The sequence below is a fragment of the Acidimicrobiia bacterium genome, from assembly GCA_016650365.1.
Lineage (GTDB): Bacteria > Actinomycetota > Acidimicrobiia > Spongiisociales > JAENVV01 > JAENVV01.
On the sequence record JAENVV010000006.1, the window covers coordinates 25,746 to 38,323 of the forward strand.

At 60.1% G+C, this 12,578-nt stretch carries 13 protein-coding genes; 5 read left to right on the plus strand and 8 right to left on the minus strand.

The genetic code is table 11. The annotated features are described in order from the left end of the window. Positions 1 to 27: 27 nt before the first annotated feature. A complete protein-coding gene (locus JJE47_00600) occupies positions 28 to 912 on the plus strand; it encodes a hypothetical protein (protein MBK5265909.1) in 885 nt (294 codons plus the stop codon). Here JJE47_00600 and JJE47_00605 read toward each other — a convergent pair whose 3' ends face one another. Beyond that, positions 913 to 1,554 carry a thiamine diphosphokinase gene (locus JJE47_00605; protein ID MBK5265910.1) on the minus strand — a complete coding sequence of 214 codons (642 nt, stop codon included), beginning with the start codon at positions 1,552 to 1,554 and terminating at the stop codon, positions 913 to 915. It abuts the gene before it with no gap. A gap of 4 nt (positions 1,555 to 1,558) precedes the next feature. Continuing rightward, positions 1,559 to 3,490 (minus strand): S9 family peptidase, encoded by a 1,932-nt coding sequence (locus tag JJE47_00610; protein ID MBK5265911.1) that lies wholly within the window; start codon positions 3,488 to 3,490, stop codon positions 1,559 to 1,561. A 107-nt stretch (positions 3,491 to 3,597) separates the two neighbouring features. On the opposite strand from JJE47_00610, the gene JJE47_00615 reads away from it, so the two are divergent. Continuing rightward, a complete protein-coding gene (locus tag JJE47_00615) occupies positions 3,598 to 4,680 on the plus strand; it encodes an ATP-dependent 6-phosphofructokinase (protein MBK5265912.1) in 1,083 nt (360 codons plus the stop codon). Between the two features lie 15 nt (positions 4,681 to 4,695). Here JJE47_00615 and malQ read toward each other — a convergent pair whose 3' ends face one another. Then, positions 4,696 to 6,177: a 4-alpha-glucanotransferase gene (malQ, locus tag JJE47_00620; protein MBK5265913.1), complete on the minus strand. Its 1,482-nt coding sequence runs from the start codon at positions 6,175 to 6,177 to the stop codon at positions 4,696 to 4,698. A gap of 32 nt (positions 6,178 to 6,209) precedes the next feature. Between malQ and JJE47_00625 the strand changes: the two genes are divergently transcribed. Further along, the gene (locus JJE47_00625; GenBank protein MBK5265914.1) at positions 6,210 to 7,310 is read left to right on the plus strand and encodes a hypothetical protein; all 1,101 of its coding nucleotides are present in this window, start codon (positions 6,210 to 6,212) and stop codon (positions 7,308 to 7,310) included. Here JJE47_00625 and JJE47_00630 read toward each other — a convergent pair. Continuing rightward, entirely contained in the window at positions 7,270 to 8,538 is a 1,269-nt protein-coding gene (locus JJE47_00630; GenBank protein ID MBK5265915.1) for an ATP-grasp domain-containing protein, read from the minus strand. The genes JJE47_00625 and JJE47_00630 overlap by 41 nt on opposite strands. A gap of 40 nt (positions 8,539 to 8,578) precedes the next feature. Between JJE47_00630 and JJE47_00635 the strand changes: the two genes are divergently transcribed. Beyond that, positions 8,579 to 9,208 (plus strand): NifU family protein, encoded by a 630-nt coding sequence (locus JJE47_00635; GenBank protein ID MBK5265916.1) that lies wholly within the window; start codon positions 8,579 to 8,581, stop codon positions 9,206 to 9,208. A 30-nt stretch (positions 9,209 to 9,238) separates the two neighbouring features. Here JJE47_00635 and JJE47_00640 read toward each other — a convergent pair whose 3' ends face one another. Genes JJE47_00640 through JJE47_00655 form a run of 4 tightly spaced genes read right to left on the minus strand, consistent with a single transcriptional unit; the run spans position 9,239 to position 11,237 of the window. Next, positions 9,239 to 9,439 (minus strand): hypothetical protein, encoded by a 201-nt coding sequence (locus JJE47_00640; GenBank protein MBK5265917.1) that lies wholly within the window; start codon positions 9,437 to 9,439, stop codon positions 9,239 to 9,241. Between the two features lie 14 nt (positions 9,440 to 9,453). After that, positions 9,454 to 9,651, minus strand: a complete 198-nt coding sequence (locus tag JJE47_00645) for a hypothetical protein (protein MBK5265918.1) — start codon at positions 9,649 to 9,651, stop codon at positions 9,454 to 9,456. 60 nt (positions 9,652 to 9,711) lie between these two features. Then, entirely contained in the window at positions 9,712 to 10,161 is a 450-nt protein-coding gene (locus tag JJE47_00650; GenBank protein MBK5265919.1) for a hypothetical protein, read from the minus strand. Continuing rightward, positions 10,158 to 11,237 (minus strand): type IV pilus twitching motility protein PilT, encoded by a 1,080-nt coding sequence (locus JJE47_00655; protein MBK5265920.1) that lies wholly within the window; start codon positions 11,235 to 11,237, stop codon positions 10,158 to 10,160. Before JJE47_00655 ends, JJE47_00650 begins: the two co-directional genes overlap by 4 nt. A 279-nt stretch (positions 11,238 to 11,516) precedes the next feature. Between JJE47_00655 and JJE47_00660 the strand changes: the two genes are divergently transcribed. After that, positions 11,517 to 12,578: site-2 protease family protein (locus JJE47_00660; protein ID MBK5265921.1), on the plus strand; the 1,062-nt coding region annotated here is incomplete at its 3' end.

Sequence of the window (12,578 nt, forward strand, 5' to 3'; positions counted from 1 at the left end):
TTTGTTGAGCTGAGGCGTCAGATGATCATGACTCGATCCTTATCAGTATTGTTATTGACCGTTGCGCTGGCCCTTACTGCTTGTGGGGGAGGCGATATAACACAACCAGAGCCCGATCCCGTCGGTGGTGGCTCGCCCACCACACAACCTGTTGGACCTGTCGATACCGATATCTGGGGTTTCGATGCGCCGACGAACCCCGACGCCGTTCTGTTGGAGTGGCTGTCGGTCGGTGGCTTTGTACCGGTTGAGTACAACGTTGGACGGGCTCCCCGGTACGTGCTGACGGCCGGAGGCCAGTTGTATTTTCAGGGTCCCATGACCATGATCTATCCAGGCCCGCAGTTGATTCGTTTCCAGAAGGTCCAACTTGATCAGGATCAAATGTCATCCGTGTTGCAGGCGATCAGCCAGACCGAACTGGTCCGGTCACCGGAAGGCTCAAACGAGACCGCCAATCAGTTCGTAGCCGATGCCGATACGAGTGTCTTCGTGCTCCATCATCGGGACGGCACAACCAGCCAGTACTCCATTTACGCGTTCGGGCTTGGTGAAAATCAAGACGCAGATGTTGTGGAGTTTGCCGCGTTGGCAGCAGCCGTTGAGGCAGGCAGCAGCGGAACACCAGTCGATGCTGCCGTCGAACGCCTTCAGGTGGTCATCTCACCAAGTGGGCCGGTTGATGACATCGAGTTGAGCTCGGTCGTTGTCTGGCCGTTCAGTGATCTTGGCGAGGTACCTGCAGTATTCAATGACGTTCGTTGCCTGGAAATTGGCGGAGATGACCTGGCTGAGGCCGTGGCCCTATTCGATGCGGGGAATGATGCGACGTTCTACGAATCGGGAGACCAAACCTGGCGGGTCCTCGTGCGACCCTTGCTGGCTGACGAGGAGGCGTGCGTCACCCGGTAGTCAGGCGCCAGGAATGACGGCCAGAAGGATGCCCGATTCCAGGTTGATGGTGGCAATCGGAGAGCTGAATTGGTTCGAAAGGCCGCGGGACTCCCACGGTTCAAGCGCCTCATTCGCCAGCGGCCATCTGAGCCCCTGCGTGACGACGCCCGTGGCTGGCCCGCCGACAGCCAGGAGGCTGACTGTCGCGCCGACCGATCCGTGAAGCTGAGTCCACCGACGCACGACATACACATGGGCGTGACCGGCCAACCACTCAACGTTTCGATTGGACAAACTGGGAGCCGTGAGCACTGCGGCGTTTCCAAAGAAGTGATCGAGTCGTCCGCCATGGCCGCCCAGTACAACGATACGTTCGGCGTCGAGTCGGACAGCTGCATCGAGGGCCAGTTCAAGATCCGTGTAGTTCTTGTCGGTCGGGTACTGTTCGATGGGGATGCCCTCGGAATCTGCCAACGCCTTGGCGGAAACCGAATCGAGGTCACCCACGATGAGATCCACTGCCAGGTTGAGGCGCCGGGCATGGTCAAGACCTGAATCGGCAGCTATGACGTAGGCGTCGGCCGGCACATCTTCGATCTGGTCAAGATGAACCGCGTCGCCTCCGGCAACCACAACCGCAGTAATCGGTTCGTCCAACATTATGTCAATCTAGATAGCGTGCGAGCCAACCGTGGACCTCTGAGTACCAGTAGATCGAGTTGTTCGGCTTGAGAATCCAATGGTTTTCGTCAGGGAAGTAAACGAGACGAGCATCCACGCCTTTGGCCTTGAGGATGCCGTACAGCTCAAGTCCCTGATTGATCGGGACGCGGTAGTCCTTCTCTCCGTGGATGATGAGCGTCGGCGTCTCGTAGCCGCCATAGTGGAACGATGGGCTCCAGCGGGCATTACGGATGGGATCTTCCCAGGGGGAGGCCCCGGCCGCACGTTCCAGGCCGGTGCTCCAATCGGTCGCGTACATGCTTGCGAGGTTTGTCACGGCCGCATGGGCGATGGCGCAGGCGAATCGGCTGTCCTGGGTCGCCAGCCACGCCGTCAGGTACCCACCGTAGGAGCCACCAGTAATGGCCATCCGCTCGGGATCGATAAAGCCGCGGACGATCAAAGATTCGGTGGCTGCCAGGACATCGGCGGCCGGTCGCTCGCCCCAGGCGCCTGAGATCGATTTGGTGAAGGCATGGCCAAAAGACGAGGAACCATGGAAGTTGACCATGGCGACGACATAGTCGGGCGCGGCGAAAGCATGAGCGTTCCATCGTTGGTGCCAGACGTCACCGAAGCTCGCGTGCGGTCCGCCATGAATCATGTGGACGAGTGGGTATTGCCGGCTGGAGTCGAAGTCAGGCGGGTATATGACATACATTTGTACTGCTGCACCATCGGCGCCTTCGATCATCGTGCTTTCGACTTCACCAAGGTGGAGGCCGTCCAAGGTGGCGTCGTTGAAATGGGTGAGGCGTTTGAGCGACTCGCCAACCCAGGGGATGCTTATAAGTTCCGGGGGTTTGGACAACGACTGTTGCAGGAGGAAGAGGCGGTCGGGGGTCGCCGCCGGGTCCGACACCGAGTGATCGGCGAGCATCCGACGTGGTTCTCCTCCGTCAAGCGGCACCAGGTAGGCCCGTGATTGGGCGGACTCTTCGGCGATTGCCAGGACGCCTGAGCCGTCCGGTACGGCAACCCACGAAGACGGTGACAGGTCCCAATCGTCGGCGAGGGCGGTTTGGGTTCCATCAGACTCCAGTAGCGTCAACCGCACCGGGCTTGCGTAGAAATCCAGTTCCGCAGACGCCCCGAATACGATTCGGCCATCCGGCAGGAACACCGGACGGTCGTCGTCGCCGGGATTGTCGGGAGTGAGTTGGGTCAGTTCGCCGCCGGCCGTCGGGACGCTCCACAGTTCGTACCGTGGCCGTGGAAGGGTCCCGTGGTCAAGGAGGGCCGCGCTCACCACGAGTTGGGTACCGTCGGGCGAAATGTCGAAGTTCTCGGTGATCCCTGACAAAGGAAGGCTGATGAACGCTTTTAATGTAGGAGTCAGGTCGTGCGTCAACCCTGTCAATTCGACCTTGAAGAGATGGGTAACGTATTCGTCGGTGAGCCACGTGTCCCAATATCGGTAAAACCGGGCTTCGGTCGACTTGGCGGTCACCTTCGATTTGGAGCGTTCTTCGACGATCTCAGCAGTTCGGTCCGTGTCGGGACCGTACACGTTGGCCGCCACAATCAAGCCGCTTTCATCGGGTAGCCATCGCATGGCCTCCACGCCGAGCGGGAAGGAGGTCAGCACTTCGGACTCCCCTCCATCCAAGGGCATCACGTGGACCTGAGGTAGATCGCCAACCTTGCGCAAAAAAGCGAACTGGTGGCCTGACGGGGCGATGGCCGGGGAAGTGGCGGATGTACCACCGGTGAGGGGCTTCGCGTCAGTCAATGAGTAAATGCGGGTCAGCCCTGCATCGGTGTCCATGTCGAATGTCGTCACGGGGAAGACGCCCTGACCATGCTTGGCGACCGAGGCCCTGCCAACTCGGGCGATTGCCCAGAGGTCTTCTGCGGTGATGGTTCTTGTCATGGTGCGAACCTACCAGGCTCCCCAGACGCGAATCCCCCGCAAGTAACGGCGAACACCAGTGGCAGGTGTGTATCGTCGTCCGGACTTGCCGGTCTAAGCTTTTGCCCATGGACACAATCGGCGTACTGACTTCTGGTGGCGATGCTCCTGGTATGAACGCAGCCATTCGGGCAGTCGCCAAGGTCGCTTCGGCCAGGAACGTCAGGGTCCTTGGCATCGAACGCGGCTATGACGGCCTCATCGATGGTCGGTTTCGCCAACTCACCAGGGCGGTGAGTTGGGGGATGGCTCCGATCGGCGCCCTGCAGTCGGAGGGCAACAAAGGTGGCACGATGCTCGGGACAGCCCGCAGCTCCCGTTTTTTGGCACCCGAAGGTCGTCAGGAAGCCTCGAATCGTTTGCAGAGCCTCGGAGTGCGCGGCCTGGTGGTCATCGGGGGTAACGGCTCGGTAGCCGGGGCTCATCACATGGCGATCGAATCGCCGATCCCGATCGTTGCCATTCCTGCGTCCATCGACAACGACATTGGTTGCACCTCGGACGCCATCGGTGTCGACACAGCTCTCAACACGATCGTGGAAGCCTGTGATCGAATCTCCGACACCGCCCAGTCTCTCAAACGGGCTTTTGTGGTCGAGGTGATGGGTCGTCAATCCGGCTATCTGGCGATGTCGGCGGCAGTCGCGTCGGCAGCCGACGCAGTGCTGATACCTGAGCATCAGAGTACTGAGGAAGAAATCGTCGATTCGATTGCCGAGCTCATTCACCGGAATCTGGCGACCGAACGGGCCAAAAGGCTTGTGCTCATCATCAAGGCCGAAGGGGTATCGATTCCCACTGATCGGTTGGTGTCAGAAATCGGAGCACGGCTGCTCGATACGAACATTGACGTGCGGGGAGTGGTGCTTGGTCACATCGTCCGGGGTGGAGCCCCCTCGTTTCATGATCGTATGTTGGCCGGTCGTCTCGGCCTGGTCGCCGTCGAGGCCATCATGAATGGGATTACCGATCACATGACCGCCTGGAGAACGACGGTGAGTGGAGGACGGCTCACCTCCGATCCAATGGTCGAACTCTTCCCGATCACCGATGTGCTCAACGAAACCGAGGCGCTTCTTGATGGGAGCTCGGAGATCACCAAGCGCCGGATTCGTCGCATGGAGGACATTCAGGGCGTCCTGGCTCTCTGAACGGGCCCGCCTGGCCTAGCGCCCGGTTCGCTCGTTTAGCTCTCGCATCCGCTGCACCACCCCGGCCGGGATATCGACGTCGCTCATCCTCCAGCTCCAGTTCCCGGCTGGCTCGCCAGGGAGGTTCATTCGGGCCGAACCGTCGAGACCGAGTAGGTCCTGCAGCGGAGCGATCGACAGGGCGGCCCGTGATTCCCAGGCGGCGGCGATCAAGTCCCAGGCAATATCGGACCCGTCGATGCTGAGGTAGGTTCGTGCCTGGTGCCGGGTGGCTTCGTCGGAAGCGTTCCACCATCCGACGGTCGTGTCGTTGTCGTGGGTCCCGGTGTAGACGACGCAGTTGGTTGGGAAGAAGTGGGGCAAGAAGGGATTTGCTTCGTCGCCATCAAAGGCGAATTGGAGGATCTTCATTCCCGGCAGTTCGAACTTGTCCCGTAGCGCGAAGACGGCCGCCGAAATCTCACCCAGGTCTTCGGCAATGATTGGCATATCGGGGAAATGTTCTGCAACGACGTGAAAGAACCCTTCGCCTGGTCCGTCGAGCCACCGGCCACTTTCGGCAGTCGGGCTGCCAGCCGGGATCTCCCAATAGTCTGCGAACGCTCGGAAATGGTCGATGCGGACGAGATCCACGAAGCGGAGGGTGGCGGCCAGGCGGTCCATCCACCAGCGGTAGCCCTGGTCGGCATGGACATCCCACCGATACTGGGGGTTTCCCCAGAGCTGTCCGGTGGCTGAGAAGTAGTCGGGTGGCACGCCCGCGATGAGTGTGGCCTTCCCGGTGTCGTCGAGTTCGAATAGTTCCCGGTTTGCCCAGACGTCGGCCGAGTCGGATGAAACAAATATGGGGAGGTCGCCAATGATCCGAATTCCCCGGGAGGCGGCGTATTGATGCAGTGCATGCCATTGCTTGAAGAACAAGAACTGTCCGAATGCCACCCGGCGGAGTTCGTCGCCAGCGCCGAATCGTAACTGTTCGATGGCAGCCGGAACGCGGTCGCGAAACTCGGGCGACCAACTGGTGAAGCTTCCACCGCCCTGGCGAGCTTTGATGACCATGAACAACGCGAAATCGTCAAGCCAAGCAGACTCTGATTGGACGAATGTGTCGAATTCATCGACCAAACCGGCAGGATTGGTCTGGCAGAACGTCAGATAGGCCCGGTCGATCAAGGTGGTTTTCCACTTGATGGCTGCCCCGTAGTCGACCGAATGAGACGGAAGGGGCGGACGGTCAGCCGGTTCGTCCAGCAGCTGATCGCGGATGAGGAGGTCGGCACTGATGAGATACGGGTTTCCGGCAAACGACGAGAAACACTGGTAGGGAGAATCCCCATATCCGGTTGGTCCAAGGGGGAGGACTTGCCAGTAGGTGCAGCCCATGGCTGCGAGTGTATCGATCCACGCGGATGCGGCCGGTCCGAGATCTCCGATTCCGTCGGGCCCCGGTAGGGAGGTGGGATGGAGTAACACTCCACTTGAACGTTCCTGCAGCATACGGCGACACGATAGCTGCCTAGGATCGGCGGATGGCTGTTGCTGGATCCGTTGTGCTCTTCTCGCTCGGTCTCGTATTGGTGGCCGCCACGCTCATCTCGGCAGTCCGGACCGTCGTTTTGGCGCGAGCCGCCCAATCGTGGCTCACCGGGATGCTGTTCGGAGCTTCCGGCAAGTTCTTCCGTCTACTCGCCAACGAACGACGGTCCTTTGAGGCCCGTGATCGGGTCATGGCGTTGTTTGCGCCGATCACGTTGGTACTGCTGCCGGTGGTGTGGGTCATTGTGGTCGGAACGGGCTACACCGCGATGTTCAAGGCGATCGGGGCGACAACCTGGACCGAGGCATTCCGCGTTTCTGGTTCGAGCCTTCTGACCCTTGGATTCGCCCCGGTTGAGACGAACCTTGAGCACGTCGTGGCTTTTTCTGAAGCCATCCTGGGATTGGGTTTGGTGGCGTTGCTCATCACCTTCCTACCGTCGATCTACTCCTCGTTTGCTCGGCGGGAAGCCATGGTCACCCTGATGGAAGTGCGCGGTGGAACTCCGCCAAGTGCCACCCAGTTTCTCCTCCGATTTCATCGGATCGGATGGATCGACCATTTGGATCAGGAGTGGGCGGCCTGGGAGCAGTGGTTTGCCGAAGTGCAGGAAGCCCATACGACATTCCCGGCGTTGAATTTTCTCCGATCCCCACAGATGGACCTTTCGTGGATAACGGCCGCCGGTGTTGCACTCGACGCGGCCGCGCTCGCACAGACATCGTTGGTTCGTGAGCCCAGCCCGGCAGGACCGGTGGTGATCCGGGCCGGGTTCATAACACTGCGACGGATCGCAGATGTATTCGGGATCGTCTACGACCCTGACCCCCAGTACGGCGACCCGATTGCCCTGACGTTCGCCGAATTCGATGAGGCGCTCGACGTGCTGGCCGAAGATGGAATCGCGGTGGTCGATGACCGCCAGCAGGCGTGGAGGGACTTTTCGGGTTGGCGGGTCAACTATGAGGCGGTGCTCTTGGAGATTGCCGAACTGATTATGGCGCCGTATGCGCCCTGGGTTTCCGATCGCTCAAGTGTGCAGCTGCATCCGCCTAAGCGGATTCGCTGGGGACCTCGTCGATCTCGATCGTGAGCTTTTCGAAGGCACTCCGCAAGGCGCGTTCGACGTGTTCAGGGCGGTCGGCCGTGGCGAATAGGAACCCGAGGTAGCGGTTGCCTTCCGGCCATGCCTCGACCCGTTCGCCCACGGGAATGCTGATCGTAAGCTTGGTTATGCCCGGGACCTTCAGCGCGGCTTGCGTCCCGTGGACTCCCCGGAAAAAGCCAGTCGTGGCGGTAGGCAGCATCATCACTCCGGAGGCGGCGTGATATGGGCGAATCTCGGGAATTCTCATACCGAGGGCTGCCCGGAGCAGCATGGTTTCGAGGCTGGTCCCGAGGAGGCCAAATTGCAGGGCTTGACCGCACAGGCCACCGATTGGTCGGGCAGCTATTTCAATGACTCGAACGAAGGATCCATCGATACGGAGCTCGGCATGGATCGGGCCTTCGGTTAGACCGATCGCATCAATCGCTCTCTGGGTGGTGGCGGCCACCTCGGTAAGTATTTCTGGATGGTGCCGGGAGGGGGTTATGTACAGGGACTCCTCGAAGAACGGCCCGTCAAGCGGATCGGGCTTGTCCAGGACCGCAAGTATCTTCAGGCGACCGCCGACGAGCACGCCTTCGACCGCTACTTCCTGGCCGGGCACGAACCGTTCAAAGAGCAGTGGTTCGTTGGGGTTGCGGCCTGCGCACGCCAGGATTCGTCGGATTCGATCCACCGCTTCTGGTGCTTCTTGCGGTGAGTTGATCCGGATGACCCCCTGAGAAGCCGCCAAACTCAGGGGTTTGATGACCAGTGGCATGGTCAATGCGGAAGCCGCCTGAGCCGGATCTGCCGACCGTTCGACGACGACGAAGGGCGGCTGGGCCACCTTGCCGCGCAACGCCCGACGTAACATGGCCTTCTCCCTCGTGATGGCGACTGCCGCAGGATGGTTATGCGCGAGTTTGAGGTCGTGGGCGGCGTAGGCAGCCACCAGCATGCTTTGATCGTCGACTGGCACGATCGCTGCGAATGGGGTGGTGGCATGCCGTTCGACGATGACGGCCGCCGCTTGAATCGGATTGCCAAGATCGACGAGAAGAAAGTCGGCGTCGTCAAGAAGTAACTGGCGGCGCTCCGACACGACCGTGAGTCGAACTCCAAGGTCGCCGGCAGCTTCGATGAAAGCTGTGGCCCGATACGTCTCTGAGGGAAGGATGATCGCGACGCGTTGCACGTCTCCATATTTGCCGGTTTGTGCGATGACAGCCAAAACTGAAGTAACATAGCGTTTCGCGCACAGTGGAGATCCCTTGAGTACTCAACCGCTTTCGATAACCGATGATGCTGTCGGCAAGATTATCGAGATTCGCGATGGCGAAGAGTCCGAACACGAACTTGCCCTATTTATCGAGATTACCGGTATCAAAGGCCCACAGTTTGTCTACGAGCTGAGCTTCATGCCGGTTTCGGACCAAAAAGAAACCGATGAGAGCTACACCTACGGACTGCTGTCGGTTCTTATTCCGAAGAAAGATGTCGTCAACCTCGACGGCGCCGTGCTGTCGCTCGGATCTGACCCGGCCAACCCGGCATTGGCGATTGATAACCCCAACCAGCCATCCACGCCGTTGATGAGCGGGGCAGGCATCCCGGGGGATTTGGTTGGCCCGCTCGCCGACAAGGTCCAGCAAGTGCTCGAGCGTCAGGTCAATCCTTCCATCGCCGGACACGGGGGAGCGGCTCGTCTCGTTTCTGTCGATGACCGGACCGCGTATCTCGAGCTGATGGGCGGCTGTCAGGGCTGTGGCATGGCATCTGTAACGCTCAAGCAGGGGATTGAGCGGATCCTTAAGGATGCGATTCCCGAGTTGCTGGCGGTGGAGGACGTGACGGATCATGCTTCCGGCACTGACCCCTACTACGAGGCCGCCAAGAAGTAATCAGCGGGTTTCGATCCGCAAGATGTGGGTTCAGTTCGCCCAAACCAGGCCGGCTCGAGTTTCCAGTCGAATCCAGGGTTCCTTGATGGCATCCGATATCCGTTTTCCCCGCCCCTCCTCAAACAGGAGTTGTCCATCAAATCGATGTCCGCCCACCAGTTCGATCAGGGCGTGGGCCCGCCCGTAGTAACCAACGGGGTCGGCGCCGGACACGGCCCGGATGGCCGACACCGCCGCTTTGCCGATCAGCTGAAATCTTTCTGCGCGGATCTCTTGAATGGGAGCATCGGCTCGCCGTCGTCGGTCAGCAGTTCGCCGATTGTCTCAGCCCCGCTCCGATGAATCGATTGGTGAGCCAGGAAAATCGTTGCTGCGTCCACCGCCCCGTTGACGAGATACAGCGTGGCAGGCACCGGTTGTTTTTTGACGTGTAAAGCCTCCATGGGCACCAACCCTAGCCCTGGAGGCCACGCAAAGCGGTTGCTCTGAGCTGGCATGATTCGCTAGCTGTCTGTGTGCGCTTTGATGATGTGTTGCCGGCTCAGCCACGTGATGACCGAACCGGTCTGGAGAGCGTGCCAGTCGAAATCGCCGTTGAGGGCATCTGAGATTCGGTCACCCATTCCGGCCGGAATGCGCAGCTGGCCTTGGAAGATATGACCGCCGGTGGTCTCGATCCGGGCGGGCACGCTGCTGACCAGGTTCTTGGCACCGGCGGAGGTTGCCAAAACTTCGGTGCCGACGATGTGATGGCGACCGACGAGGAAGAACCGACCGGCCTGATCGTGCATTGGCAGCATGGGGCTTGATGAACGCATCAGATCCAACACGGTCTCATGGCCACTGTGCGTGGCTGAGAACTCTGCAAGGAACACTGTGCCGCGAACGACGGTGGAATTGGTCAGGTACAGGGAAGCGGGGGTTTCAAGCTTGGCGACCCGGTAGTCGTTCATGCCTGTTTGGCTGGATGGTCGGGAGGCAAGAACGGAAGGATGAGCTCGGTGTTAATGGCACGTTCGAAAGCGGTTTCCGGGTCGATACGCTTGGCCGTCAGAAGCTCAAGAATGGCGTGGTCGAGTGTTTGCATTCCTCCTGACCGCCCGGTTTGCATCAACGAGGGAATCTGGAAGGTCTTTCCTTCGCGGATCAGGTTGGCGATCGCCGGGGTGCCGATCATGATCTCGAGAGCGGCTACCCGGCCCGGGGTATCGACGGTCCGAAACAGCGTTTGTGCAACGACGGCCTTGAGCGAGTCTGCCAATGTTGAGCGTATCTGTTCCTGCTCATCGGCGGGAAACACCTCGATGATCCGATCGACCGTCTTGGCCGCGTTGTTGGTGTGAAGCGTACCGAAGACCAGGTGGCCGGTGGCGGCGGCCTCGATGGCAAGGCGAATGGTTTCCAGGTCGCGCATTTCGCCAACCAGGATGATGTCCGGGTCTTCGCGCAGCGCCGCCCTGAGTGCGGCTGAGAACGAACGTGTATGGCTGCCGACCTCCCGATGGTTCACGAGAGCCATCCGGCTCTTGTGGACAAATTCGACCGGGTCCTCGATCGTCAGGATGTGATCATTTCTGGTCTTGTTCGCCTCGTCGATGATGGCCGCCAACGTGGTGGACTTGCCAGATCCAGTTGGGCCGGTAACGAGTACGAGGCCCTTGTGGAGTTGGGCCAGGTTTGTCACCTGGCGCGGAAGATTCAGCTGCTCACAGGTGAGGATGTCTTCGGGGATGAGACGGAACACGGCCGCTGCTCCGCTTTTTTGTACAAAGAGGTTGGCCCGGAAGCGGGCCAGACCGGGCACCTGGTACCCAAAATCGACGTCACCGCTCTCCTCGAAGGACGCCCAGAGCTCCGGCGGCGTGATTTCCCGCAGCAAAGCTCTGACCGTCTGGTCATTGAGCCGCTCGGACTTGACCCGAACCAGGTTGCCGTGGATTCGCATGATCGGAACCTGGCCGGCGACCAGGTGAAGGTCCGACCCACCTTGTTGATGGAGCCCCCGAAAGAGCGGATCAAGTTTGGCCATGTGACCCTCTGTCGTCGAATTGCATCGCCGAGCGTTGCTATGACTCCATCGACCCTTCTGGCGTCCTGGTTGAGGACAACCTTGCTAGCCGGGTGGCGGGCGGCCATGGAGCCAGTCTCACTATTCCCCATGGTCACGCTGGGTTTTGGGTATTTGTTGGTCCTGAGGTCTGGAGCACTGAGTCCTTACGCCGGCGATCATATTTGTCGCGGCCGGGAATGAGCTGACCGGAAGTACGGAGGATCCCGGGTAGCCAGGCGATCCGCGTAGGCTGTCGGCATGAATGACGGCGAAGGATACGTACGAGAGAACCCTCCTCCGCTGCCGAAGCGCCGTACGGCGTTAAAGGGCATTTACCTCGGTCGAGTGTTTGGGATTCCGGTGACGGCAGGTCCTTCATGGGTCGTGATCATGGCCTTGCTGACCTGGAGCCTTCAGAACAACCTCGACGCCGGGCCGGCTGGTTGGCTAGCCGGTGCGTTCGGAGCCTGCATGTTCGGGGCGGGGGTTCTTCTCCATGAGGTCTCCCATTCAGTGGTGGCGATCCGCCGGGGCGTCCCCGTCAAGCGCATCCGGTTGATGATATTCGGTGGGGTGTCTGAGTTGGCCCATGAAGCAAAGCGGCCCGGCGATGAATTTATGATTGCTGCTTCGGGGCCGGTCTCTTCGGCCGCGTTGGGGGTTTTGTTTCTCGCCGCAACGAATCTCACATCTTCAGCCGTTCTGGATCCGACGCTTCGTTGGGTCGGGTGGATCAACATCTGGTTGGCGGTTACGAACCTTTTGCCGGGGATCCCTCTTGATGGCGGTCGAGTGCTTAGGTCGGCGGTTTGGAAGGCGACCGGTAACCGGGTTCAGGCGACCAGGGTGGCGGCCCGGGTGGGTCAGGTCCTCGGTGGGGTCATTGTCTTGACCGGGTTAGTTCTGTTCGGATGGCTTGGGTTTGATGGTCTGTGGATCGGGTTTATTGGATGGATTCTGTTCGGGGCGGCTAGCGCGTCGTACGCACAACCTTTTACCGACAGCGACCTGCTGGAGCTACCGGTTGATCGGGTCATGCACCGGGTAGAGGCATATGTTTCTCCGGCGGCAGGAGTTGAGACCGTCGTGTTCGGTGAGCATGAGGTGGTCCCGGTGATGGGGCCGTGGGGTGACGTACTCGGGGTTCTGCATCGTTCGGCAATAGATCCGGCAAGTACTCAGCAGGTGAGAGATGCCATGATCCCGGTTCGTAAGGCGGAGATTGTTGCCAGTGGCACCACAGTCGGCAGTCTTCTCATGGCATTGGGTTCGGCCGATTTCAACGCAGCCGTGTTGGCCTCCGGGGAACCGGTCGGCACC